Source organism: Actinomycetota bacterium (genome assembly GCA_019347575.1).
Classification (GTDB): domain Bacteria; phylum Actinomycetota; class Nitriliruptoria; order Nitriliruptorales; family Nitriliruptoraceae; genus JAHWKY01.
This window is the reverse complement of record JAHWKY010000011.1, coordinates 44,872-68,062: the sequence shown is the minus strand read 5'-3', so window position 1 is coordinate 68,062 and position 23,191 is coordinate 44,872. Positions and strand designations below refer to the sequence as shown.

Sequence of the window (23,191 nt, the reverse complement as noted above, 5' to 3'; positions counted from 1 at the left end):
ACGGGCAGCGACCGCGGTCAGCCCGGCGGAGGGACAGCGGCCACCCGCGGGAGCAGCTCCGCCAGCAGCGCGACGCGTCGTGCGAGCCCGCTGACGGTCACGTGCTCGTCCTCGGCGTGCGCCCCATCGCCTTCGGGTCCCAGACCGTCGAGCACGAACGCCCCGGCCGCGGCGGCGAGGTTGCCGTCCGACGCGCCCCCCACGGCCACCGTGTCCACCTCGACCCCGGCCGCCGCCGCCGCGGCGCGGAGGGCAGGCAACAGCGGCTCGGAGGCGGCGGGGCGCATCGGAGGTCGGTTGACGTGCACCTCCCAGGTGAGCTCGGCGGGGCCGGCGTCGAGCGCCCCGAGCGCGGCCCGGAGTCGGTCCGGCTCCGAGGGGTCGAGGAAGCGGATGTCGAACTGCACGTCGGCTCGCGCGGGCACCGTGTTCATCGTCGTGCCGCCGCGGAGCAGGCTCGGCGTCACGGTCGTCTCGCCCTCGCCCATGGCCTCGATGGCCGGCAGGAGCCGCCCGAGCGCGACCGCCGCGTTTATGCCCCGCTCCGGAGCGAGCCCCGCGTGCGACGCCCGGCCGTGGACGGTCAGCCGGCCGATGGCGACGCCCTTGCGTGCGGTCTTGATCGCGCCCTCCGGTCCACACGGTTCCAGCACGAGGACGCGGCCGCTCGCGCGTGCCGCCTCCTCGATGAGCTCGCGCGACGTCTGGCTGCCGGTCTCCTCGTCCGACGTGACCAGGATGCGGACGGGCGGGGCGGTGCCGTTCTCCTGGAGGACGGCGATGGCGTACACCGCCACCACCAACCCGGCCTTCATGTCGAACACGCCGGGACCGGTCACGCGGTCGTCGGTGATGCCGAAGGGGAGCCGGTTGAGGGTGCCGAGCGGCCAGACGGTGTCGAGATGACCGAGGATGAGCACGGGTGCGTCAGCGCGGGGATCGGTGCACCAGTCCACCCGCGCATCACGGTCGATGTGGGGATCGCCGCCGAGACGACGCACGATGAGCTCGGCGACCTCCGCCGCGCAGGCGTGCAACGCATCCAGATCGCCTGACGGCGACTCGACCTCGACGAGCCGTCGCAGGTCGTCGAGCAGCTGCTCGGGTGACACGGCCGCCTCTCGGTGAGGTTCGCTGAGGGGGGAGCGCCCAGACTAGGACGGGTAGCGTGCGTCCTCGCGTCGTGAGGAGGCGGGTGAGCGGGATGGCCCGAGCCTGGCGCCGGATGCAGCGCGAACCGGCCATCGTCTCCGGGGTCTTGCTGGTCCTCGTGGGGCTCGCGTTGCTCGCGGCCTTCGCGGCCGCCGTGGTCCTCTACGTCACCGACGTGACCGCGCTCGCCGATGACCGCGCCCGTTCGGGACTCGCGGTGCTGTTCCTGGGCCTGGCTCTGCCAGCCGGTGGGCTCGGGCTGCTCGCGGCAGCGCGCGGGTGGAGGATCGTCCGGGAACCGGGCGGGGACGGGGCGCCGGCACGGTCGGTGTTCACGCTCGTGGCCGTCCTCGCGGCGGTCGGGCTCGCCGCCGTCGCCACGGGTGGCTGGGACGTGACGCGGACCGGTGCAGCTGTCCTCACCGCGGCGGTCGTCATCGAGGGCTGGATCACCTCCACACTCTGACCGCGGTCAGGTGGGCGTCAGGTGGCGAGGGCGGCGTCGGCGAAGGCGTCGGGGCGCCGAGGGCCGAGCGTGTGCAACCAGACCCGGCTACCGGGCCGATCTGCACCCACTGGCGTGGTCGAGGGTTGAGCGTGTGCAACCGGACCCGGCTACCGGGCGGATCTGCACCCACTGGTCAGGCGGCAGCAGCGAGGGCGGCACGGACCTCGGCGATGAAGCCGTCCCAGTCGTTCTCGAACCGTCCCCAGTCGATGCGCAGGACCTTCCATCCCGCCAGCAGGTACGCGTTGTTCTTACGGTTGTCGAGTTCGAGGTGCGACCGCTCCGAGTGCGACCCGTAGCCATCGCACTCGATCGCGACCTGTCGCGCCGCGAACGTGATGTCGGGATGCAGCTCGCGCCCCGACACGGGGACCGTCGCCGGGACCGCGTCGGGGACCAGGTCAGCCGCCACGAGACCCTGGAAGACGAGTTCGGTCAGGATGGAGTCCGCGCGGTCAGGTGCGAGCTCGGCCACGAGCCGGAGCAGACGGTTGCGCCCCGGGACACGCAGCACCATCAGGGCCCGCTCCGCGACGTCGGCCAACTCCACCTTCCGTCGCTGCCGCGCATCGATGAGCAACGCTCGGAGCCGTCGCCGCCGAAGGCGCCCCGCCAGGTCGAGGAAGGCTCGCCGGACCGTCGTCACCAGTGCTCCGTCGACCTCCTCGAGGTCGTCCTCACGGATGACACGGCTCCGTATCACGCGGACGCCAGGTAGCTTCGGGGCGCGGCGACGCCAGTCCACCAGGATGGTGATGACGGGTGGCGGCTTATCGGTCACGCCCCGCCACCAGAGCGCGGACTCACCGGCGAGAGCAGCGTCACCTCCGATCGCGAGCAGCGCCGCCCGGTGGCGTTCCCTCGGCCCGTACGGCGCCCCGGGGACCCGTACCACGCCGGCGTACGGGCGATCCCAGGACTGTGCCTTGACCCGTCGGTCGAAGGCACTGGCGCTGATGTCGCACTCGAGAGCCTGACGTCGCGCCCCGAGCCCACCCTGGCGTTCGACGATCTCGAAGAACTCGGTCCACCCCATGACCGCAGCGTGACCCGTCACCACGCAGGGGGGAAGCACGAGCCGGGTGCGAGCTGTGGAGAACCCAGTGGGTGCAGAGCGACCCGGAACGCGGGTCCAGATGCACACGCTCAGGTGGCGAGGGCGGCGTCGGCGAAGGCGTCGGGGCGCTCGAGGGGGAGGAAGTGGCCCGCGTCCTCGACGAGGGTGACACGCGGGGAGATCCCGAACGCATCGCGGAGGCGCTCGCCGACCGGGGACCACGGGAGGAACGCGTCCGCGGTGCCCCAGATCAGGTGGACCGGCACGTCGACGTCGCGGAGCGCATCCACGATCGTCACCGTCTGCTGGTTGTCGAGCAGTTCGAGGTGGCGGGCGAACTCGCGGCGCCCCGCCGGATCGTCGAGCTTGCCGTCCCAGAACACGCGCTCGACGGTCGCCGCGTCGACCCGGTCGGCATCGGCGAAGCCGCGGCGGAGCTGCCACGACGTGTAGGGGTTGCGGCCGAGCCTGAGCCTCACCATCAGTTCGTACGCCCGGATGCGGGCGACCGCGCGGAGCAGTCGGATCGGCGTCACCGGCCAGACGTCGGCGAAGACGCTGTCGCAGAGGGTCAACCGCGAGACCACCTCCGGGTGCGCGGTGACGAGGATCTGGGCCACCGCCCCGCCGAGGTCGTGGCCGATGACCCAAGCCTGCTGCTCTCGCGCCGTCAGCCACGTCGCCAGCAGCGTGGCCGCGCCCGCGAGCGAGCGGTCGCCTCGCTCGGGCAGCCGGGTCGCCCCGTACCCGGGGAGGTCCGGGGCGAGGACGCGGTAGCCCTCGACGGCGAAGCGGGGGATGACATCACGCCACAGCTCGGCTGAGGCCGGCATGCCGTGGAGGAGCAACACGAGCTCGCCCTCGTCAGGTCCGGATACGAGGTGCGACAGCCTCGCTCCCTCGACGACAACGTCATCGCGGGCGATCGTCCGGGCCCCGCCGTCACGCGCGCCGCCGTCACGCGCGGCGCTGTCGCGCGGGGCGCCGCCTCCCGTGCCGCCACCGGGCAGGGGGTGATCGCCGGCGGTCACACGAACCTCGCCAGGTAGTAGCGCTTCTTGCCGACCCTCACCACCAAGGTCGTCTCGGAGGCGAGATCCTCGACGCCGATCGTGCGCTCGCTGTCGTCGATCCGTGCGTTGTTGACCCGGACGGCTCCCTGATCAACGAGGCGTCGCGCCTCGCTGTTGGTCGCCGCGGCACCGACCGTGGTCATGAGCTCGAGCAGGCCGAGGTCGTCCGACTCGAGCCGTTCGCGTGGCAGCTCGGCGGACGGGGCGGCGTCGAACGCCTCGGCCAGGATGGCGTCGTCGAGGCCGGTGAACGGTTCGTCGCCGAACAGGACCGCCGTCGCGCGCTCCGCCTCGGCGAGACCGTCGGCGCCGTGGACGATGCGGGTGAGCTCCTCGGCCAGGCGCCGCTGGCCGTGCCGGCGGTGCGGTGCCTCAGCGTGCTCGGTGACGATCGCTCCGACCTCGTCGAGATCGAGGAACGTGAACAGCTTGAGGAAGCGTTCGACGTCGCCGTCCTCGGTGTTGAGCCAGTACTGGTACCAGGCGTAGGGCGAGGTCATGTCGGGGTCGAGCCAGACGGCGTTGCCAGCGGACTTGCCGAACTTCTGGCCCGACGCGGTGGTCAACAGCGGCCAGGTCAGGCCGAAGGCCTCACCCCCGTGCATGCGGCGGATCAGGTCGACGCCAGCGACGATGTTGCCCCACTGGTCGGAGCCGCCACCCTGGAGGATGCATCCCTCGGCCTCGTAGAGGTGGGCGAAGTCGTACGCCTGCAGCAGCTGGTAGCTGAACTCGGTGTAGCTGATGCCCTGCTCGCGCTCCTCGAGCCGACGCTTGACCGACTCGCGCGCGATCATCGCGTTGACCGAGAAGTGCTTGCCGACGTCACGGAGGAAGCCGAGGAAGCTGAACTCCCCGAGCCAGTCGTGGTTGTCGAGGAGCAGCCCGCGGTCGGGCTGCGAGAGGTCGAGGAAGCGCCCGAGCTGGGCCTTGTGGCGCGAGAGGTTGGCTTCGATCGTGGCGTCGTCGAGCAGCTCGCGCTCCTCGTCCTTCCCGCTGGGATCGCCGATGCGCCCCGTCGCCCCGCCCGAGATCGCGATCGGTCGGTGTCCGAGGCGCTGCAGCCACGCCATGGCCATGATCCCGACGAGGTTGCCGGCGTGCAGGCTCGGGGCCGAGGGGTCGAAGCCGACGTAGAAGGTGACCCGTCGGGTCGCGAGAGCCTCGCGCAGCCCGGCCTCGTCGGTGACGTCCTGGACGTAGCCCCGCTCGTGCAGGAGGGCGAGGGGGTTCGGGGCGTCCTCAGCGTTCACGCCGCGGACGCTACCGGCCACCGCGGCACCTCACGGAAACCACCGTATCCGGGGGTTCCTACGCGTTCCCCCGCCCGAAGCCGCGCCCGACCCCGCCCCGACCGGGCCCAGCCACCCGACAACCACCGCATCCGGTGGTTTCTGGGGAGACGGAGGACACGCTAGTAGCGTGCCCTCGGCTCGCATTCGCCGGACCCGGAGGCTCATCGTTGGCCCGCCCCACGCAGCGCCTGCTGCGGACGGCGTTCCGGGCCACGCTCGGGGCGCGGCTGCCGATCACGGACGGGGTGCTCACGGTGAACGGGGCGCGCGCCCCGGTGACGATCCGCCGCGACGGCTGGGGCGTGCCGCACGTGACCGCGGCGTCCGCTGAGGATGTGTGGTTCGGGGCGGGCTTCGCGATGGGACAGGACCGCTCCTTCCAGCTCGAGCTGTACAAGCGCCTGGCTGCCGGTGAGCTCAGCGAGCTGGTCGGCGCCGGCGGGATCGGCTGGGATCGGCTCGCACGGCGCATCGGCTTCCACCACGTCGCCCGCGAACAGCTCGACCACCTCGGCGACGAGGAGCGCACGGTCGTGACCGCCTACGCCGCCGGCGTGACCGCCGGGGCGACGCGGGGCGTGCCCAAGCCGGCGCACGAGTTCACGCTGCTGCGCCGCGCCCCGACCCCCCACCGACCCGTGGACGTCCTGGCCACCATCAAGTTCCTCAGCTTCCTTCTCGCCGGGAACTGGGAGTCGGAGCTGGCGCGGCTCCGGGTCCTGCTCGCCGACGGACCCGACGCCCTCGCGGTGGTCGACCCGGGGCGCGATCCCCAGCTGCCGGTGACCTCGCCACCGGGTACGGCTCTGGGCGAGGTCATCGACCACCTCAGCCACGACGTCGAGCACGTGGTCGGGGCGCTCGCCGGGGCAGCGTCCAACAACTGGGCGGTCGCCGGGTCGAGGACCTCGAGCGGCCGGCCGCTGCTGGCCAACGACCCCCACCTGCCCCCGCTGCTGCCGAACCTGTGGTACCTGCTGCACCTGCGGTCATCGGAGTGGACCGTCGCGGGTGCGTCGCTCGTCGGGACGGTGGGGTTCGGTGCGGCGCACAACGGCCACGGGGCGTGGGGGGCGACCGCCGCGCACACCGACAACACCGACCTGTTCATCGAGGAGGTCGGTCCCGACGGCCGCTCCGTCCGCGGGCCCGACGGCTGGACGCCGTGCACCGTCCGGGAGGAGGTGATCGAGGTGCGAGGTGGCGAGCCGGTGATCGAGTCCGTGCTGGAGACCCCCCGCGGCCCGATCGTCAGCCCCGCTCTCGAAGGCATCGACGTCGCCCTGTCGATGGCCGCGACGTGGCGCGCGCCCCGGGCCGCTCCGGGTGTGCTCGCGCTGCCGCGGGCCCGCACGTTCGACGACTTCCGTGCTGCGGTGCGGTCGTGGCCCGCGTTCCAGCTCAACCTGGCGTGGGCCGACACGTCCGGGACCATCGGGTGGCAACTGGTCGGCGACCTGCCCGTGCGGCGTAGGGGCTACCACACCGTGCCCCTGCCGGCGTGGGAGGCGAACGTCGGGTGGGAGGACGACCTGCTCGACCCCGAGCAGCTTCCGCACGTGCGCGATCCCGACGATGGTTGGGTCGCGACCGCCAACAACGAACCGGTCGGGGCGGCGCACACCGCCTTCCTCGGTGCCGACTTCCTCGACGGCTACCGCGTCGCCGCCATCGGGGAGTTGCTGCAGGCACGCGACGACTGGGACGTCGCATCGACTCTGGCCGCGCAGACCGATGTGCGGTCGCTGCCCTGGCGCGAGATCCGAGAGTCGGTCCTCGCGGCGCCCAGGGACGATCCCGACGTCGCCTACGTGCTGGGACTGCTCGAGCGGTGGGACGGTAGGGTGACGGCCGACTCGTCCGCGGCGACGGTGTTCGAGTTGCTGGTGGCGGAGCTGGCCGTCCGCATCGTGCGGGTCAAGGCGCCCCGGAGCGCCGACGCGATGTTGGGGGAACCGTTCACGGCCATCACCGACCACTCCATCCTCGCTCTGCGTCGCGTGTCGCACCTGAGCCGTCTGCTGCGGACCCAGCCCGACGGTTGGTTCGACGCACCGTGGTCCGACCTCATCGCCGACGCGCTGCGCCACGTCGTCCACCGGCTGCGGACCGAGCACCCCGACGACTGGCGTTGGGGACACGTCCGGCCGCTGCACCTTCGCCACCTCGTCAGTGAGGAGGCAGGTCCGCTGCGGCCTATCTTCGACCGGGGGCCGTACACGGTCGGCGGGGATGCGCACACGATCCCACAGAACGGCAGCTCGCCGCTGGATCCGACCGGTCCGACGTTGGCCATCCCGTCCCTCCGGATGGTCGTCGACGTCGGCGACTGGGAAGAGAGCCGCTGGGTGCTCGCGGGCGGCCAGTCCGGCAACCCCCTGTCGCCACACTACGACGACCAGCTCGAGGAGTGGTTGAGTGGGCGGGCCATCGCCATCCCCTGGTCCGAGGAAGCGGTGGCGCGGGCCACGACCGCCACCCTACGGTTGCTCCCGGAGGCAGACGCGTGAAGTGCCGCTGCGAGATCATGAACGTGCTCACCGGCGAGGCCGCGCGCGAGTACGCCGAGGACCACCTCGAGCAGCTCACGGCGAGCCGCGAGTCGGCGAGCGTCAACCTGCACTGCCCGGACACCTCGGTCAGCTGGACCTACGAGCCGTACTGGCACCCCAACGTGCCGCGGTTGCGTCGTCGCTGACCGCGGTCACGGGCCGGACGTGAGTCGAGGAGGACCCCGTGGGGTACCTGTACGAGAAGGACGACGAGGACGATCTCAACCTCGACCTGGACCTGAAGGCGTGCTCGATCTGCCGCCGCGAGCTGCTGCCGTGGCAGGACGAGTGCCCCGATGACGGTGGCGCGCCGGTGCCCAAGGGCGAGCTGAACCCCACGTTCGACCCGCAGCTGGCGCGCTTCCAGATGCTCGAGCAGCAGCGCGCTGACGACGAGGGATCCGAGGATCAGTCCGACTGAGGCTCGAGGGCGATGCGGATGCGGCGGAAGCCCTTGCCCTTGTTGTCGACCTTGACGACGCGGGCGTGGCCGACCTCGGTGGTGTTACTGACGTGGGTGCCACCGTCGGCCTGCCGGTCGAGGCCGACGATGTCGACCACGCGGACCGTGCGCAGCGAGTCAGGGAGCAGGCTCACCTTCGTGCGGATCAGCGAGGGGTCCTGGTCCGCCTCCTCGCGTGGGAGGAAGTCGATCTCGACGGGCCGCGCGGAGGCGAGCTGGCGGTTCAGCTCCTCCTCGACCGGCTCGCGGTCGCGGTCGGAGTCCCAGTCGGGGATGTCGAAGTCGAGCCGGCCCTCGCCCGGCTCCATGTTCCCACCGGTCACGGGGCTGTGGAACCGCTCCCAGATCACTCCGCACAGCGCGTGCATGGCGGTGTGGGTCCGCATCAGCTCGTAGCGGCGGTCCCAGTCGACCACACCCCGCACCTCGGTCCCGGTCGACGGCAGCCCGCCGAGGCCCTCGCCCTCGACCCAGTGCCACACGCCTCTGGCGTCCTGGGCGACCTTCGCGACCACGAGCCGGTCGTCGCCGATCCACAGCGCGCCCGTGTCGGGCGGCTGGCCGCCACCGCCGGGGTAGAAGACGGTGCGGTCGAGTAGCACGCGGACGTCGTCGGCGTCCACGTCGACGACGGTCGCATCGACCTCTCGGGCGTACTGGTCGGTCGCGTAGATGCGCTCGGTCACGGTGACCTCCCGGGCCGACGGGGCACGGGGCGGTGACCCCGTGCGCCGGTGACGGTACCGATTCAGGCGCCCTCGACCTGTTCGAGCAGCCACGGTTCGACGTCGGTGTCGTCGGAGCCGTGCAGCACCGACACGTCCCCGGTGGTCTCGAGCACGACCGCTTTCACCTCCGACAGCTGGATCACGTTGGCCTCCCGCAGCTTGGCCCGCAGGTCCTGGACGCTCACGCTGCCGCGGCCGAGGTTGTGCTCGAGGATCTCACCGTCGCGCATGAGCAGCAGCGGCTGGTTCTCGAGCACCTGGTCGATGCCGGTGCCGCGGCGACGGAGGAACGCGAGCCCGACGGGGACGAGGAAGAACATGCCGATGCCCACCAGCCCGTGCGCGAGCGGGACCGACTTCGACAGGACCACGGTCGCCATGGCCGAACCGATCGCGACCGTGCCCGCGAAGTCGGTGCCCGACATCTTCGCGAACGAACGCAGCCCGGCGGCGCGCGTGTAGATCAGCACCGACAGGTAAACCAGCAGCGCCCCGAGCGCCACCATCCCAAGGTCCGCCCACGGCGCCCCGAACCAGTCCGAGATCGTGTCCACGTTCGCCTGCTCCTGAAGTCGTCCTGGGGTCGAGTTGAGCAGAGCTCCGGCCGCTCCCATCGCGTACCTTCGGTCACATGCTCCTGTGTCCCAGCTGCGGCGACGAGTTCCACGACGACGTACGGGAGTGCCCCGACTGTCACGTGGAGCTCGCCCACCCCGGCGCCCCGCCCCCGCCTCCACGCGTCGACGCGCTGCTCGGACGCTTCCGTCCCGAGGTCGCCGAGCGCGTGGTCGCGATCGTGCGCGACAAGGGCATCGATCACGAGGTCATCCCGGCCGGCGAGGAGGCCGAGGTCCTGGTGCCCTCCGGCTGGCGCGATGATCTGCGAGCCGAGCTCGTCGTGAACTGGCAGGAGCTGATCGGGTCGCTGCCACAGGAGACGGTGTTCGAGGTACTGGCCGAGGGAGGCGTGCTGCCGGGCTGGCGCGACGCACCCACCGGGGCGTGGGTGGACCGGCAAGGGCGGTTGCAGGTCGAACGTCCCGATGCTGACGCCGCGGAGGAGGAGGCCCGCCGGGTCCTCGGTCCGGCGATGGTCGCCTCCGGCCTGACGGCCGCCCTGATCGGCTGGTACGTCGGCGGCGAGACCGCGCCACTGCTCATGGTCCTCGGCCTCGGCTCCGCCGGCGTGGGTGTCTTCATCCCTCGCTGATCGCTCCGTGGAGACCTGGCCTCAGATGTGAGCACAGGTCTCCACGGAGCCGTCGTGCTATCGCTTCGCTACTTGAGCACTGGCAGGGCCGGGGTGTCGGAGCGGCCCCCCGCACAGGAGCGGTGGGGGGACGGTCCTATGCTCGCGCGCATGACCCGCCGGGCCCTCGCCCTGACCCTCGCCGTGACCGCGTTGAGCCTGGCGCTGGCCTTCACGGTCAAGGCACGGTGCGGCGTCCCCTCCAGCCTCGAGGGCGAGTACCTGGGCTGGTGCTACTCGGACATCCCTCCCCTCTTCTTCTCCGAACGGCTCGACCAGGGCGCGGTGCCCTACCTCGACCATCCGGTCGAGTACCCGGTCCTGACCGGGGCGCAGATGGGTCTGACGGGCGCGGTGTCGGATGGCGGCTGGCAGTTCCTGGTCGCGAACGCGCTGCTACTGGCTGGGGCGGGGCTGGCCACCGCGGGCCTGCTGGCGCGGGAAACGGGGTGGCCGCGAGCGCTCGCCTTCGCGGCCGCCCCGACGCTCGCGATCAGCGCGTTCGTGAACTGGGACCTGCTCGCGGTCTTCCTCGCGACCGCAGGCTTGGTCGCCCACCGGCGTGCTGCCGACACGGCCTCGGGTGCGCTACTGGGGCTGGGCACGGCGGCGAAGCTCTACCCCGGACTGTTCGTGCCACTCGTCGCGCTCGCGGCATGGCGCGCCCGTGGCCGCCGCGCCGGAATCGCGACGGCGGCAGCAGCGGTGGGGGCGTGGATGGTTGTGAACGTCCCCGTCCTGGTCGCAGCCCCGAGCGGCTGGTGGGAGTTCTTCCGCCTCAGCCGCGAGCGCCCCGCCGACTGGGACGCGCTCGCCAACGTCGCGGGTCACGTCACGGGTTGGGCGCCCTCGACGCCGGTGCTCAACGCGATCTCCGGCGGGGCGTTCGTGGCGGGGGCGGTCGCGGTGGGTGTCGTCGCGGTACGCCGCGATCCCCCCGAGCGCTGGCACCTCGCCGCGCTGCCGCTCCTGGCGTGGTTCCTGCTCACGAGCAAGGTGTACTCGCCGCAGTTCAGCCTGTGGCTGCTCCCGCTCTTCGCCCTCGCGTTCCCCGGCTGGGCGTGGTGGGGCGTCTTCGCCGTGGCCGACGTCGCCGTGACCGCGACCCGGTTCCCCTACCTCGCCAACTTCGTGACCGACGAGGGACTCGACGGGGCGTGGGACTGGGGGCCCTTCGGCTCCGCGCTCGTGGTGCGCGCCGTGGTGCTCGGCACCGTCGCGTGGGTCGGGTGGCGACGGGCAGCCGCCCGGCCGCTCGTGCCGGCCAACGACGAGCGCGTCGAGGTCGCGGCGTGAGATCGTGGCGCCACGCCCTCACGACGACCAGCCTGACCTGGGGAGGCTGGGTCGCGTGACGAGGGACACCGTGAACGAGGTCGACGTCAGCACGTCGGGGAGCAGGCGGCAACGCCTGCGACGGCGCTGGGATGCGTTGCCGCTCGCGTGGCGGCGCGCCCTGGTGGCGACCCTGATCCTGCGCGTGGCGGTGGCCGTCCTGGCCTTCGCCTTCGGTGGCTTGCTGCCGGGCCTCGAACCCGTGAGCGTCCAGCCCGCCCAACCCGTCGCGAGCACCGGTTTCGAGGGCTGGCAAGCTCACTCGTCGGAGCAGCAGGGGGTGGGGCTGCTCGGCGCGGGTCTGGAGCGCTACGACGCGCTGTGGTACCTGAGCATCGCCCGCGACAGCTACCCGCCGAGCAACGCCTCCGGCACCGTGCCCGGTGCCGCGGCGTTCTTCCCGGGGTGGCCACTGCTGATGGCGGTGCTCGGACGGCTGCTCGGGGGGGCCTACGTGCTGGCAGGGTCCCTGGCCGCCTTCGCCGCGACCGTGGCCGGGCTCGCCGGGATCCACCGGTTGCTGGAGGACGAGACCGGCGATCTCGAACTCGCGCGTCGGGCGGTCACCACCACGGCGGTCTTCCCCAGCGCGTTCTTTCTCCTCGCACCGTACACCGAGGCTCTCTTCCTCGCCGTGACGGTGTGGGCGGTGGTCCTCGCACGACGGGGTCGGTGGGGCGTCCCGATCGCGCTCGGGGTAGTCGCCGGACTTACCCGCAACGTCGGTGTGCTGCTGGTCCTGCCGCTCGCGATCGAGGCCATCCGTCAGCGCGCGCACCGACGCGTGGTCGCGTGGGCGGCGATCGTCTCCCCGATCGTCGGGCTCGGTCTGTACCTCAGCTACGGGCTCGTGCGGTTCGGCACGTTCCTCGGGCCGATCGAGGCGCAGGCCGACTGGCAGCGCGAGGCGGCCGTCCCGATCGTCGCCATCGTCGACGCGGTGCGCTTCGCGGTGCAGACGGCGGGGCGCTATGCGACCGGCTACCACTCGCTCGACCTGCTCGTGTTCGTCCCGGTCGCCGTCGCGGCGGTGTGGTTGTTCCGCCGCGCCCCGCTGTCCCTGGCCGTCTACACGGCAGCCCACCTGCTGGCCTGGCTCACCTACCCGTTCCCGAGCCGGCCGCTGATGTCGACGCCTCGGTTCGCGATCGTGGTGTTCCCCATCTTCTGGGCGTTCGCGGTCTGGACGCGCGGTCGGCTGGCCGAGACCACGTGGGTCGCAGCGTCGACCTGCCTGCTCGGCGTCCACCTGGCCCTCTTCATCGACTGGTACTACGTCTTCTGATACTCGCGACGGCGCATCCGCGCCATCGATCCGAGGGGCGCACGGGACCCGCCACCGAGAGCGCGGTCTCGACCCCTCGGCAAGCGCCCCACCCGGACTTACTCCGCGACGGACTTCCGTCCGTCGCCGCACAGGTCCACCGGTCAGCCGTGGGGGGTCAGCGCCTCGGGCGCAGCCACCGCGGCTGCACCCTGGAACGTGACAGACGACCGACCCCACGCCCCGAGGAGAACACGTGAGCCTCATCGAGAAGAGCATCGAGGTCGAAGTCCCCGTCCGCACGGCGTACAACCAGTGGACGCAGTTCGAGACCTTCCCCGAGTTCATGGAAGGTGTCGAACGGGTGAAGCAGCTCGACGACACGACGCTCGAGTGGACGGTGAAGATCGGGTCGTCCGAGCGGTCGTTCCGGGCGGACATCACCGAACAGACACCGGACCAGCGCATCGCCTGGCAGGCCCACGGCGACACGCAGCAATCCGGGGTCGTCACGGTCCACCGTCTGGACGACAACCGCAGCCGCATCATGCTCCAGATGGAGCTCGAGCCGACCGATTGGGTCGAGAAGGCCGGGGACGCCATGAACATCGTCGACCGGCGCGTCGAGGGCGACCTCAAGCGGTTCAAGGAGTTCATCGAGTCGCGCGGCACCGAGACCGGCGCCTGGCGCGGCGAGGTCGGCTGACCCCACCCCGGATCGAACGGCCGGGGCCCGCGCTCCGGCCGCTACGACGGCGCGACCCCGCGGGCAACCGCCCTCGACGGGCCGCGCCGTCGACCCGGACTCAGCTGGCCTGTTGCTTGGGAGCGACCCAGTAGCTCTCGAGGAGGTGGTGCCAGCCGCAGTCCGGGCAGACCTCGACGATGTACACGCCGAGTTCGCCGTAGCGCTTCGCGAGGTTGGCGATCGAGTCACGCGGGATCGCGCGGCCGCTGCGTCGGGTCTGGCCCTTGCCGAAGAACCCGTAAGTGACCTGGCGAAGCTCACCGTCGTCACAGATGGGGCAGTCCCCGGAGCCGGTGATCCCGATGGAGCGCCCCGCACGCATCAGGTCGGGATGCGCGTCGCAGACGTCGACCCTCGAACGCAGCCCGGTCACGACGTCGCGCAGCAGCGCGCGACGCGCCATCCGGTAGTCGATCCTTCCGCGACGCACGGGCCCTCCGTGGTCGGCCGCCCCCTCTGGACGGGCTGGGCAGCAGGGTACGGGTCCGGTCGGGGCGACGGAGCGTGGCTGCGAGGACGGCACTTGACAAGACCACCGGGTTCGTGCTCGGTGGTCGTCGCGACGCCCCACCTACGCTGCGCGCGTGACCGCCGACACCCAGGATCTGAGAGCCCACCACCTGCGTCGGCTGGTGGGCCTGGGCGGGTTCCGGCGACTGCTGGCGGTGCGGTACAGCAGCCAGGCCGGCGACGGGATGTTCCAGCTCGGCGCCGCGACCCTGCTGCTGTTCACCCTGTCGCCTGATAAGGCCACCAGTGCCTCCGAGGTCGCGGGGATCATCGCCGTGACGACCCTTCCGTTCACGCTCGTCGGCCCGTTCGCCGGCGTCGTGATCGACCGGTGGCGGCGCCAGCGCATCCTCGTCTGGACCAACGTCGTGCGCGTGCTCGTCGTCGCGCTCGCGCTCCCGGTCGTCACCATCGAGAGCATCGGCCAGCCGCTGTTCCTCGCCGCCGTGCTCGTCGCCCTGTCGGTCAACCGCTTCCTGCTGGCGACGCTCGGGGCGGTGCTGCCACGAGTCGTTCCAGGACAGGAGCTCGTCCCCGCCAACGCCATCGCCGGCATCGGCGGATCTCTGTCCACGCTCGTGGGCGCCGTGCTCGGCTCGATCGTGGCTGAGCTGGTGGGCGAGGAAGGCGGCGGGCCCGAGCTCGCGGTCGTGGCCGCGATGGGGCTGTACGCCCTGAGCGCGCTGGCCGCGACCCGGATGTCGGTCCGCACCCTCGGACCCGAGCTCACCGAGCCACCGCCGCCGCTGCGTCACAGCCTCGGGCGAGCGGCAACGGAGTTCGCCGACGGGGTGCGGATGGTCGTTCGGACGCGCCGCGCCTGGGCACCGATCGCGGTGATGAGCCTGCTGCGCGGGCTGGGTGGCCTCGCGTCGATCTCGGCGCTGTTGGTGTTCCGCAACCTCTACGGAGGCGGGCCCGGCGACGTCGGCCTGGTGCTGGGGCTGTTCGGGGCCGGAGCGGGGGTTGGGGCGCTGTTGCTGCCAGCCGCCGAGCGCCGCTTCGATCTGCGCCCCGAGTCGGCGCTGCGACTGGCGCTGCTGGTCAGCGGCATCGCCAGCGTCGTGTTCGCGCCGGGGCTCAGCAAGCCGCGCCTCCTGGCAGTCAATCTGATCCTGGGGGCAGCGTTCGCGTTCGCGAAGATCGCCACGGACACGCTCGTGCAGGGAGCCCTGCCAGACCGCTTCCGTGGGAGGGTCTTCGCGGCGTACGACGTGCTCTACAACGCTGGCTTCCTCGGCGGGGCGCTGGTCGGGGCGCTGACACTCACCGAGGCCGAGCGCGCCGAACCGGTGCTCGTCGCCGTCGGCCTGGTCGCCATCATCGCCGCCGTCGTCACGCGCACCTGGCTCGCCAAGATGCCCCCACCCGTAGACGTCGAAACCTGGGACGAGTTCGAGGCCGTCACCGGCGCCGAGAGTGCGTAGCGTGGTTTCTGGGGGAAGGCGCTTCGCGCCTTCATGGTCGGGACGGCTCCTACGACGGCTTGCCGCCCTTGGTCTGCCAGAAGATGTCGTCGATCTCGTCGATGAGGTCGAGCAGCTCCTGACCCACCGCGGGGTCCATCGACTTCTTGGCGTCGCCGGCCTTCTTGGTGGCACGCCAGAACAGGTCGTGCAGGTTGGGGTGATCCTCGACGTGGTCGGGCTTGAAGTAGTCGGTCCAGAGCACCCACAGGTGGTGCTTGACCAGCTCGGCGCGCTTCTCCTTGATGATCACGCAGCGCTGGCGGAAGACCTCGTCGTCGGAGTCCTGGTACTTCTCGGCGATGGCCTTGACCGACTCGGCCTCGATGCGGGCCTGGGCGGGGTTGTACACGCCGCACATGAGGTCGCAGTGAGCGGAGACGGTACGGAGGCGGCGGAACGGGTTGACTGCGTCGAAGAGGGACGCGGAACGCATGGGCGAGGCTCCTTGCCGGTGTGGGAGTCCGCCCCGAGCCTAGTCACGTCGAGGCAGACCGTTGCAGGTACGCCGACCCACGTTCGGACAGGTCGCCGCGGCCGTCGCGCTGCTGTGGGGCGCGGCGCTGGTGCTCAACCGGGCGACGCGCCGGATCGAAGGCACCTCGATGCTCCCCACGCTGCGCCCCGGCGATCTGGTCGTCACCTGCCCCGCCCGGCGTCTGCGGGTCGGCCAGCTCGTCGTCGTCCGCGACCCGCGCGAGACGTCGCGGACCGCCGTCAAGCGCGTCGTGGAGGTAACCGCTGCGGGGGTGGAGGTGCGGGGCGACAACCCCCTAGCATCGACCGATTCGCGCACGTTCGGGCCGGTCCCGCTCGAGCACGTCGAGGCGATCGTCCTGTTCCGCTGGCCGATCAGCCGTGGGCGGCGAGGCGGGAGGGTTCGTAGCCCTCGGCGATGGGGATGAGCCGACCACCGGAGCGGCCCTGACGCGCGTCTCGGCGCGCGTCCACCCGCGCACGGATCTCGCCGAACTCGTTCGGGTCGATCTGCAGGAACGCCTCGATCATCTCGGGGTCGAACTGCGTGCCGGCGTGGCGCATCAGCTCGTGGAGGGCCTCGTCGATCGCCATCGCCTTGCGGTAGGGGCGGTCGGACGTCATGGCGTCGAAGGCGTCGATGAGCGAGAACAGCCGCGCCCCGAACGGGATGTTCATCTCACGCAGCCCGTGGGGGTAGCCGCGGCCGTCCCAGCGCTCGTGGTGGTGCAGGATGATGTCGCGGGCGCCCTGGAGGAACGGAGCCTCGGACACGATCTGCGCCCCGATGTCGGGGTGGCGCCGCATCAGCTCCCACTCCTCCTCGTCGAGCGGGCCGGGTTTGAGCAGCACCGAGTCGGGGACGCCGATCTTGCCGACGTCGTGCAGTCGGAAGCCCCACAGCATCGCCTCGTCGTCGCGCAGCTCGGGGTCGAGCACCTCGAGTAGCCGTGACCCGAACGCCTCGACGCGGTCGATGTGGCTGCCGGTGTAGCTGTCCTTGGCATCGACGGCGAGCGCGAGGGACTCCACGGTGACGAGGTAGCCCTGGTTCACCTGCTCGAGCGCGTCGGTGAGGCGCTCGTTGACGCGGACGACACGGGTGTTGGCGTGCTGGAGGTCGTCGTTGAGGTTGCGCAGACGGACGACGTGGTCGCGGGTCCGGGACACGAACTGTCGCTGCGCGAAGTGCAGGCCCAGCGCCGGGATGACGAGCACGAGGGTCCCGAGGATGCCGATGCGGTCGTGAGCGAACGCCATGACCCCCGCGAGCAGACCCATGCCGACCTGGTGAGGCAGCAGCCACGCGAGGTCCTCGCGCCAGATCTCGAACACGGGCGCGCCGCTCGACAGCGCGACGGCGGTCGCCACCAGCCAGGTGTCGATCACGAAGAACGCGACACCCGCGACTGCACCCGCCGCGAACAGTTCGACCTCCGCCGACAGCACGCCGGACGTGAGCGGCTTCGCGACCACGCTCGCTGCGAGCGTCGACAGGACCAGCACCGCCGTGTTGAACAGCGCCTGCCGGGCCCGCACACCACGGATCACCCCGCCGCCGATGCCGGCGATGACCGCCGCGAGCACGACGGCGGCGGGCAGCGCCGGGGTCACGGCGAGGCCGATGAGCGGCACGGCCGACCACGAGGCGTTCGCGCGACCGTAGATCGACTCCGCGAACCACTCCGCAGCAACGGCGATGCCCGCGAACAGCGCGAACCGGCCGACGTCCGCGATGCCGGGCTCGTTCGTGATCGCGACGATGCTGACGGCGGCCGCGACGATCGCCGCTGCGAGCAGGAGCCGGTCGGTCCGTGGCTTGGCGCCACCGAGCGGCTCGCTGGAGGCGCGCACGAGGCGTTCGCTGTCGATGGACGAGGTCGTCAGGGGATCGTCGGACGGAGTGAACGGACCGCCGTCGCCGCTCATCGCGTCGGTACCCGCGAACCGGGCCAGGACGGCGTCGCTCGCCCGACCGGGGGCCGAGGCGGCGCGGTGGAACCCCTCGGGGAGCTTGGACGCCGCGGCGATGCGGTCACCGCCCTCGAGGCGCGCGAAAGCGGCAGCGAGCTCGGCCTCGGTGAGCAGGGTCTCGCGCTGGTCGGCGTCGCCGGGGAAGGTCGCCACCCCGATCGACACCGAGACCGGGACCGAGGTCGCCCCGCCATCGACCCGGATCGGGCCGGACCGCATGGCCTCCGACAACCGCTCGGCGGCGATACGGGCCCCGTCCTCGGCGGTCTCGGGCAGTAGCAGCGCGAACGAGTCGCCCCCGATGCGGGCGACGACGTCGTAGTCACGCGCCACCGATCGGATGCGGTCCGCGACTCCTCGGACGACGTCGTCGCCGATGGTGTGCCCGTACTGAAGGTTGAGCTCGCTCATCTCGTCGACGTCCACGACGATGACCGACACCTCACGGTCGAACCGCTCGCTGCGGGCGAGCTCCTCGGCCAACGCCACGCGCAGCATCCCCGAGCTGGCCAGGGCGGTGAGCTCGTCGACGCTGCTGACCTCGTCGGTGAACACGTCGGTGGCGCCCTGCTGGAGTGCGACGAGGAGCGGGACGAGCACGAGCAGGATGCTTGGTGGATAGAGCACCCAGGCGATGGCCAGCACGATGGCGGTCGCCGCGAACGTCATGTCGCGCAGCCAGCGCTTGTGCGCGTGGAGGCGCCACGTCGCACTCATCGAACGCTGGTCGATCCACGCGCCGATCCAGCGGGAGAGCTGCCAACCAAGAGCGAGCGCGAGCGCGACGGCGAGCGCGGTACGCATCCCGATGGCGCCGTCGGCGCTCGAGACGACTGGCTGGTCACCGAGGTGCTCGTCCGCCAGCAGCCGCACCCACGCCGCCAGTGCGTTGGTCAACACCAGCGATGAGGACGTCACCACCAGCCTCGAGGTGCGCTCGCCGCGAAGCGCCCGGAACACCCCGAGCGTGAAGGCGCACCACAGTGCCAGCGGTGGAGACAGCACGAGCGTCGTGGCGCCGACCACCACCATCGACACCGACATCGGCATGAGCTGACGGCGCTCCTGCAGGTAGCTCAGCACGACCGCGGCCCCGGTCAGCACGCCGAAGGCGGCCCAGCGAGGATCGTCGGGGAAGTCCAACACCGTCCACGCGCCGAGCACCCCCAGCGCCCCGAGCACTAAGACGGCACGGGCGACTGCGGCCATGGGGCTGAGCCCCTTGGCCGCGCGTGGCCGCTCGGTAGCGGTCGGTGCTGTGGCGACCTCGGCCACCGTGACCTCCTGCGCGGCACTGGTCGATCCCCCGTGGGTGGTTATCGGCCAGGCGCATGCAAGCCTGAACCGTGACGGAGCGCTCGTCCGCTGGCGTGCGCTCACCGCGCGAACCCGAGCGGTGCAGCGGTTCCCCGGTCACCCGCCCGGGTCAGAGGCGCTCGCCGACGATCAGCAGTTCGGGGTCGTCGAGCCCGACCCCGCTCCCGCGGTAGCGCCCCGGTTGCACGCCGCGCACCTCCCGCACCGACAACCCCGCGGCGGTCACGGCCGTCACGGCCATCGGCACGGTGTAGGTGGAGGTCCACAGCGGGAGGCGTGCGACCTCCCGGTCCCGTCCCGTGACCTCGGCGACGTGGTGGTGCACGAGGTGGACGGGATCGAAGGCGTCGCCGGGGACGAGGCTGCGCGCGGCGGCGAGCGCGTGGAAGAGCGTGACGGCGAGGAGACCGCCGGGACGGACCGCCGACGCGAGTGACGCCAGGACCCGCGCGTCCGTGGCCGGCGACACCCCGAGCCCACCCTGGCACAGGCACAGCACCGCATCTGCGCTCCCAGGGCGCACGGGTAGACGCCGGGCATCCGCCGTGACGTAGGTGACACCGGCCTGGCGGGGCGCCGCCGCGAGGGTGGCATGGACCACGTCCACCCCGATGCCGCGCACACCGTGGGCGGCGAGGTGGCGGAGGTGGCGGCCGTCGGCGCAGCCGACGTCGAGGACGACCGCGCCGGCGGCGAGCCCGAGCACATCGACCAGCGCCTCGGCCTCCTCCGCGGTGCCCTGGGCGAAGGCGTTGCGCTGGTAGCTGCCCGCCTGGAACTCGCCGATCGGGACGTAGGGCGAGGGTTCGTCCGGGCCCGGAGGCGACGGTGCGGTCGTGGCTCGGTCCGCTTCGTCGCGCCAACTCGGAGGGAGCTCAGTCATCCTGCTGGCGCTCGGCCCACCATCGATCGAGTTCGGCTCGGGCCTCGTCCTCGGTCATCGGACCGTTCTCGATCCGTAGCTCCAACAGGTGGTTCCACGCCTCACCGACGAGCGGTCCCGGTTCGATGCCCAGGTGGTCCATGATCTGGTTGCCGTCGAGGGCGGGGCGGAGCCGGTCGAGCTCCTCCTGCTCGGTCAGCTCGACGATGCGTTCCTCGAGTTCGTCGATGCGTCGCTGGATGCGGTCGGCCTTACGCTCGTTGCGGGTGGTGACGTCGGCGCGGGTGAGCAGGTTGAGCCGCTTCAGCAGCGGGCCCGCGTCGCGGACGTAGCGGCGGACGGCACTGTCGGTCCATCCGAGGTAGTAGGTGTGGAAGCGAAGGTGCATCTCGACCAGCGACGTGACCGCATCGACGGTGGCGTTGTCGTAGCGCAGCTCGCGCAGCCGGGTGCGGGTCATGCGCGCCCCGACCAGCTCGTGGTGGTGGAACGTCACCGTCCCGTCGCCGTGGATGCGGCGGGTCTTCGGCTTGCCGATGTCGTGCAGCAGTGCCGCGAGCCGCAGCCACAGGTCGGGCTCGTCCGGCTCGAGGTCGCGTGCGTTATCCACGACCGCGAGCGTGTGCGCGTAGACGTCCTTGTGGCGGTGCAGCGGGTCCCGACACGCCCGGAGGTGGTCGAGCTCGGGCAGCACGTGCGTCGCGAGCCCGGTGCGTACGAGGACGTCGAGACCGCGTCCGGGTTCGGCGCCCAGCAGCAGCTTGTCGAGCTCGTCGCGAACCCGCTCGGTGCTGATGGTTGTGATCGCCTCCGCCATCCGTGCAGCCGCCGCCTCCGTCGCGGGGTCGGGGCGCGCATCGAGGACCGAGACGAACCGTGCGAGCCGCACCATGCGCAGCGGGTCGTCGGAGAACGACACCTCGGGATCGGTGGGGGTGCGCAGCACGCCGCTGTTGAGGTCCCTGATACCGCCGAACAGATCGACGAAGAGGAAGTCGGGGACCTTCACCGCCATCGCGTTGATGGTGAAGTCACGGCGGTGCAGGTCGCCGTCGATCGTGTCGCCGAAGGTGACCTCGGGGTGACGCGAACCCGGCTCGTAGTCGTCGGACCGGTAGGTGGTGACCTCGATCTGCCGGCCACCCTTCCGCGCGGACACGGTGCCGAAGCGGGCACCGGTGAGCCACACGTTGTCGGCCCACGAGGACATCAGCTTCTCGCTGATCTCGGGCGTGGCCGAGGTCGCGAGATCGAGGTCGAGCCGATCGACCCCCCGCCGCAGGAGCGTGTCCCGCACGGTCCCGCCGACCAGGTACAGCTCCTGCCCCGCCGCGGCGAACAGCTCACCGAGCTCACGGGCCTCGGGGAAGACGTCGACGAGCCGCCCGAGCTGAGCGGCCTGGTCGGGGGTCAGCCCACCGTGGGGCTCGGACGAGGACATCACCCAGCAGGCTACTGGTCGGCACGTGGAGGGCTGCGTGCCCGGGCCCCGTCCTAGGCGGCCTGTGCGCAGGCCACCTAGCTGCTGGCCAGCCCCGCCGCGCGTAGCGCGACCCGGAAGTCGTGGGGGTTGGTCGAGGCACTCAACGCGTCGCGCAACGACACCAGGCCGTCCTTGTACAACTGCAGAAGGTGCTGGTCGAAGGTCTGCATGCCGTAGTACTCGCCCTCGGCGATGGCGTCAGGGATCTCGTCAGTCTGGTTGGGGTCCAGGATGAACTCGAAGATGCGGGTGGTCATCACCAGCACCTCGATCGCCGCGATGCGCCCTTCGCCGGTCGCACGAGGCAGGAGACGCTGACTGACGACCCCTTTGAGGTTGTTGGCCAGCGAGATGCGCGCCTGGTGCTGCTGCTCGGAGGGGAAGAAGTCGACGATGCGGTTGACGGTCTCGCGCGCATCGGTCGTGTGCAGGGTCGAGATGACCAGGTGGCCGGTCTCGGCGGCCTGCAGGGCGGCGATTACGGTCTCGAGGTCTCGCATCTCGCCGATGAAGATGACGTCGGGGTCCTGGCGGGCGACGGCCTTGAGCGCCCGCGGGAAGTCCGACGTGTCGACCCCGACCTCGCGTTGGTCGATGATGGCCGACTCGTCGCGGTGCATCACCTCGATCGGGTCCTCGATCGTGACGATGTGGCAGCGCCGCGAGCGGTTGATGTGCCCGATCATCGCCGCCGTCGTGGTGGTCTTCCCCGAGCCGGTCGGCCCGGTGACGAGCACGAGGCCGCGGTGCTCCTCGGCGAGCGCCCGAACCGCAGGCGGCAGACCGAGCGACTCGAAGTCCGGGGTGCCGGGCAGGACGCGGCGGAGCACGATCCCGACCGAGCCGCGCTGTCGGAAAGCGTTGACCCGGAAGCGACCGACACCTTGCAGCGAGTACGCGAAGTCGGCCTCGCTGTGGTTCATGAACTGGTTGGTGGTGCGGTCGTCCATCATCGCGAACGCGAAGCGCTCCGTGTCCGCCGGAGACAGAGGGGGCAGGCTCGTGATGGGCTTGAGTTCGCCGTCGATGCGGACGTACGCCGGGCCGCCTGCCTTGAGATGCAGGTCGGAACCGCCCTTCTCGACGACGTACTGCAGGTACTCGTTGATGGTGACCACGCGAGCGCCTCCTGGCCCCTGTCGCCGAACCCTAGCGGGTCGCGGTTCCGCTCACCCTCGCTTCTCGAGCTCCAACGACAGCGTCACGGGGCCGTCGTTGGTGAGTTCCACCTGCATATCGGCACCGAAGGCGCCGGTCTCAACCACCAGTCCCAAGTCTCGCAGGTACTCCGCGAACGCGTCCACGAGCGGGGCCGCGACCTCGGGTGGCGCCGCGCCGATCCACGAAGGTCGGCGACCCCGGCTCGTGTCCCCGTACAGGGTGAACTGGCTCACGACCAGGGCTTGGCCACCGATCTCGAGCAGGGAGCGGTTCATCACCCCGGCTTCGTCGGCGAACACGCGCAGGTTGGCGACCTTCTCCGCGACCCGGGTCGCGACCCCCCGGTCGTCGTGATGCGTGACCCCGACGAGCACGAGCAGCCCCGGGCCGATCTCGCCGACGACCTCCGCCTCGACACTCACCCGGGCTCGAATGACGCGCTGCACCAAGGCTCGCACGACCATCCCCTGATCGACCCGTCGAGGGTAGGTGTCGT

General features: G+C 71.4%; 23 protein-coding genes. 10 read left to right on the top strand and 13 right to left on the bottom strand.

Annotation, left to right across the window (positions count from 1 at the left end):
• Positions 1–17: 17 nt before the first annotated feature.
• The gene (locus KY469_09180; protein MBW3663257.1) at positions 18–1,112 is read right to left on the bottom strand and encodes a M20/M25/M40 family metallo-hydrolase; all 1,095 of its coding nucleotides are present in this window, start codon (positions 1,110–1,112) and stop codon (positions 18–20) included.
• An 83-nt stretch (positions 1,113–1,195) separates the two neighbouring features.
• On the opposite strand from KY469_09180, the gene KY469_09175 reads away from it, so the two are divergent.
• Positions 1,196–1,618, top strand: coding sequence for a hypothetical protein (locus tag KY469_09175; protein MBW3663256.1), 423 nt, complete (start codon positions 1,196–1,198; stop codon positions 1,616–1,618).
• A 175-nt stretch (positions 1,619–1,793) separates the two neighbouring features.
• Here the strand turns inward: KY469_09175 and KY469_09170 are convergent, their stop codons facing one another.
• The 3 genes from KY469_09170 to tyrS form a co-directional block, all read right to left on the bottom strand.
• Positions 1,794–2,696: an endonuclease domain-containing protein gene (locus KY469_09170; protein ID MBW3663255.1), complete on the bottom strand. Its 903-nt coding sequence runs from the start codon at positions 2,694–2,696 to the stop codon at positions 1,794–1,796.
• A gap of 110 nt (positions 2,697–2,806) precedes the next feature.
• Positions 2,807–3,748: an alpha/beta hydrolase gene (locus KY469_09165; GenBank protein MBW3663254.1), complete on the bottom strand. Its 942-nt coding sequence runs from the start codon at positions 3,746–3,748 to the stop codon at positions 2,807–2,809.
• Entirely contained in the window at positions 3,745–5,043 is a 1,299-nt protein-coding gene (tyrS, locus tag KY469_09160; GenBank protein ID MBW3663253.1) for a tyrosine--tRNA ligase, read from the bottom strand. The genes KY469_09165 and tyrS overlap by 4 nt, the downstream gene beginning before the upstream one ends.
• A 209-nt stretch (positions 5,044–5,252) precedes the next feature.
• Between tyrS and KY469_09155 the strand changes: the two genes are divergently transcribed.
• Genes KY469_09155 through KY469_09145 form a run of 3 tightly spaced genes read left to right on the top strand, consistent with a single transcriptional unit; the run spans position 5,253 to position 8,058 of the window.
• Positions 5,253–7,595, top strand: coding sequence for a penicillin acylase family protein (locus KY469_09155; protein ID MBW3663252.1), 2,343 nt, complete (start codon positions 5,253–5,255; stop codon positions 7,593–7,595).
• Positions 7,592–7,783: a hypothetical protein gene (locus tag KY469_09150; GenBank protein MBW3663251.1), complete on the top strand. Its 192-nt coding sequence runs from the start codon at positions 7,592–7,594 to the stop codon at positions 7,781–7,783. The genes KY469_09155 and KY469_09150 overlap by 4 nt, the downstream gene beginning before the upstream one ends.
• 38 nt (positions 7,784–7,821) lie before the next feature.
• A complete protein-coding gene (locus KY469_09145) occupies positions 7,822–8,058 on the top strand; it encodes a hypothetical protein (protein MBW3663250.1) in 237 nt (78 codons plus the stop codon).
• Here KY469_09145 and KY469_09140 read toward each other — a convergent pair.
• Both KY469_09140 and KY469_09135 read right to left on the bottom strand, forming a co-directional pair.
• Positions 8,046–8,786, bottom strand: coding sequence for an alanyl-tRNA editing protein (locus KY469_09140; GenBank protein ID MBW3663249.1), 741 nt, complete (start codon positions 8,784–8,786; stop codon positions 8,046–8,048). The genes KY469_09145 and KY469_09140 overlap by 13 nt on opposite strands.
• 62 nt (positions 8,787–8,848) lie before the next feature.
• Positions 8,849–9,334 (bottom strand): DUF421 domain-containing protein, encoded by a 486-nt coding sequence (locus tag KY469_09135; protein ID MBW3663248.1) that lies wholly within the window; start codon positions 9,332–9,334, stop codon positions 8,849–8,851.
• Positions 9,335–9,459: 125 nt separating this feature from the next.
• Between KY469_09135 and KY469_09130 the strand changes: the two genes are divergently transcribed.
• From KY469_09130 to KY469_09115, 4 genes are all read left to right on the top strand, one after another.
• Positions 9,460–10,038, top strand: coding sequence for a hypothetical protein (locus tag KY469_09130; protein ID MBW3663247.1), 579 nt, complete (start codon positions 9,460–9,462; stop codon positions 10,036–10,038).
• 138 nt (positions 10,039–10,176) lie between these two features.
• On the top strand, positions 10,177–11,373 hold the full coding sequence (locus KY469_09125; protein MBW3663246.1) for a DUF2029 domain-containing protein: 1,197 nt from the start codon (positions 10,177–10,179) through the stop codon (positions 11,371–11,373).
• 70 nt (positions 11,374–11,443) lie between these two features.
• Complete coding sequence (locus KY469_09120; protein ID MBW3663245.1) at positions 11,444–12,697, top strand: hypothetical protein; 1,254 nt, start codon at positions 11,444–11,446, stop codon at positions 12,695–12,697.
• Positions 12,698–12,932: 235 nt separating this feature from the next.
• Positions 12,933–13,382 carry an SRPBCC family protein gene (locus KY469_09115; GenBank protein ID MBW3663244.1) on the top strand — a complete coding sequence of 150 codons (450 nt, stop codon included), beginning with the start codon at positions 12,933–12,935 and terminating at the stop codon, positions 13,380–13,382.
• A 100-nt stretch (positions 13,383–13,482) separates the two neighbouring features.
• On the opposite strand, the gene KY469_09110 is transcribed toward KY469_09115, so the two are convergent.
• On the bottom strand, positions 13,483–13,854 hold the full coding sequence (locus KY469_09110; protein MBW3663243.1) for a DUF5318 domain-containing protein: 372 nt from the start codon (positions 13,852–13,854) through the stop codon (positions 13,483–13,485).
• A 154-nt stretch (positions 13,855–14,008) separates the two neighbouring features.
• Between KY469_09110 and KY469_09105 the strand changes: the two genes are divergently transcribed.
• Positions 14,009–15,361: an MFS transporter gene (locus KY469_09105; GenBank protein ID MBW3663242.1), complete on the top strand. Its 1,353-nt coding sequence runs from the start codon at positions 14,009–14,011 to the stop codon at positions 15,359–15,361.
• Positions 15,362–15,410: 49 nt separating this feature from the next.
• Here the strand turns inward: KY469_09105 and sodN are convergent, their stop codons facing one another.
• Positions 15,411–15,836 (bottom strand): superoxide dismutase, Ni, encoded by a 426-nt coding sequence (gene sodN, locus KY469_09100; GenBank protein MBW3663241.1) that lies wholly within the window; start codon positions 15,834–15,836, stop codon positions 15,411–15,413.
• Between the two features lie 169 nt (positions 15,837–16,005).
• Here sodN and KY469_09095 point away from each other — a divergent pair, with 169 nt between their 5' ends.
• Positions 16,006–16,305: a nickel-type superoxide dismutase maturation protease gene (locus KY469_09095; GenBank protein MBW3663240.1), complete on the top strand. Its 300-nt coding sequence runs from the start codon at positions 16,006–16,008 to the stop codon at positions 16,303–16,305.
• On the opposite strand, the gene KY469_09090 is transcribed toward KY469_09095, so the two are convergent.
• From KY469_09090 to dtd, 5 genes are all read right to left on the bottom strand, one after another.
• A complete protein-coding gene (locus KY469_09090; GenBank protein MBW3663239.1) occupies positions 16,253–19,126 on the bottom strand; it encodes a diguanylate cyclase in 2,874 nt (957 codons plus the stop codon). The genes KY469_09095 and KY469_09090 overlap by 53 nt on opposite strands.
• A 151-nt stretch (positions 19,127–19,277) precedes the next feature.
• Entirely contained in the window at positions 19,278–20,051 is a 774-nt protein-coding gene (locus tag KY469_09085) for a class I SAM-dependent methyltransferase (GenBank protein MBW3663238.1), read from the bottom strand.
• Positions 20,044–21,492, bottom strand: a complete 1,449-nt coding sequence (locus KY469_09080) for a CCA tRNA nucleotidyltransferase (protein ID MBW3663237.1) — start codon at positions 21,490–21,492, stop codon at positions 20,044–20,046. The genes KY469_09085 and KY469_09080 overlap by 8 nt, the downstream gene beginning before the upstream one ends.
• 77 nt (positions 21,493–21,569) lie before the next feature.
• Positions 21,570–22,652, bottom strand: a complete 1,083-nt coding sequence (locus KY469_09075; protein MBW3663236.1) for a PilT/PilU family type 4a pilus ATPase — start codon at positions 22,650–22,652, stop codon at positions 21,570–21,572.
• Between the two features lie 51 nt (positions 22,653–22,703).
• Entirely contained in the window at positions 22,704–23,153 is a 450-nt protein-coding gene (gene dtd / locus KY469_09070) for a D-tyrosyl-tRNA(Tyr) deacylase (GenBank protein ID MBW3663235.1), read from the bottom strand.
• Between the last annotated feature and the right edge of the window lie 38 nt (positions 23,154–23,191).

Excerpts from the sequence above, each read along its gene's own strand:
- KY469_09170 (MBW3663255.1), bottom strand. The coding sequence starts at position 2,696 with ATGGGGTGGACCGAGTTCTTCGAGATCGTCGAACGCCAGGGTGGGCTC.
- KY469_09080 (MBW3663237.1), bottom strand. The coding sequence starts at position 21,492 with ATGTCCTCGTCCGAGCCCCACGGTGGGCTGACCCCCGACCAGGCCGCT.
- KY469_09095 (MBW3663240.1), top strand. The coding sequence starts at position 16,006 with ATGCTCCCCACGCTGCGCCCCGGCGATCTGGTCGTCACCTGCCCCGCC.
- KY469_09085 (MBW3663238.1), bottom strand. The coding sequence starts at position 20,051 with ATGACTGAGCTCCCTCCGAGTTGGCGCGACGAAGCGGACCGAGCCACG.
- KY469_09125 (MBW3663246.1), top strand. The coding sequence starts at position 10,177 with ATGCTCGCGCGCATGACCCGCCGGGCCCTCGCCCTGACCCTCGCCGTG.
- KY469_09135 (MBW3663248.1), bottom strand. The coding sequence starts at position 9,334 with ATGGTGGCGCTCGGGGCGCTGCTGGTTTACCTGTCGGTGCTGATCTAC.
- KY469_09130 (MBW3663247.1), top strand. The coding sequence starts at position 9,460 with ATGCTCCTGTGTCCCAGCTGCGGCGACGAGTTCCACGACGACGTACGG.
- sodN (MBW3663241.1), bottom strand. The coding sequence starts at position 15,836 with ATGCGTTCCGCGTCCCTCTTCGACGCAGTCAACCCGTTCCGCCGCCTC.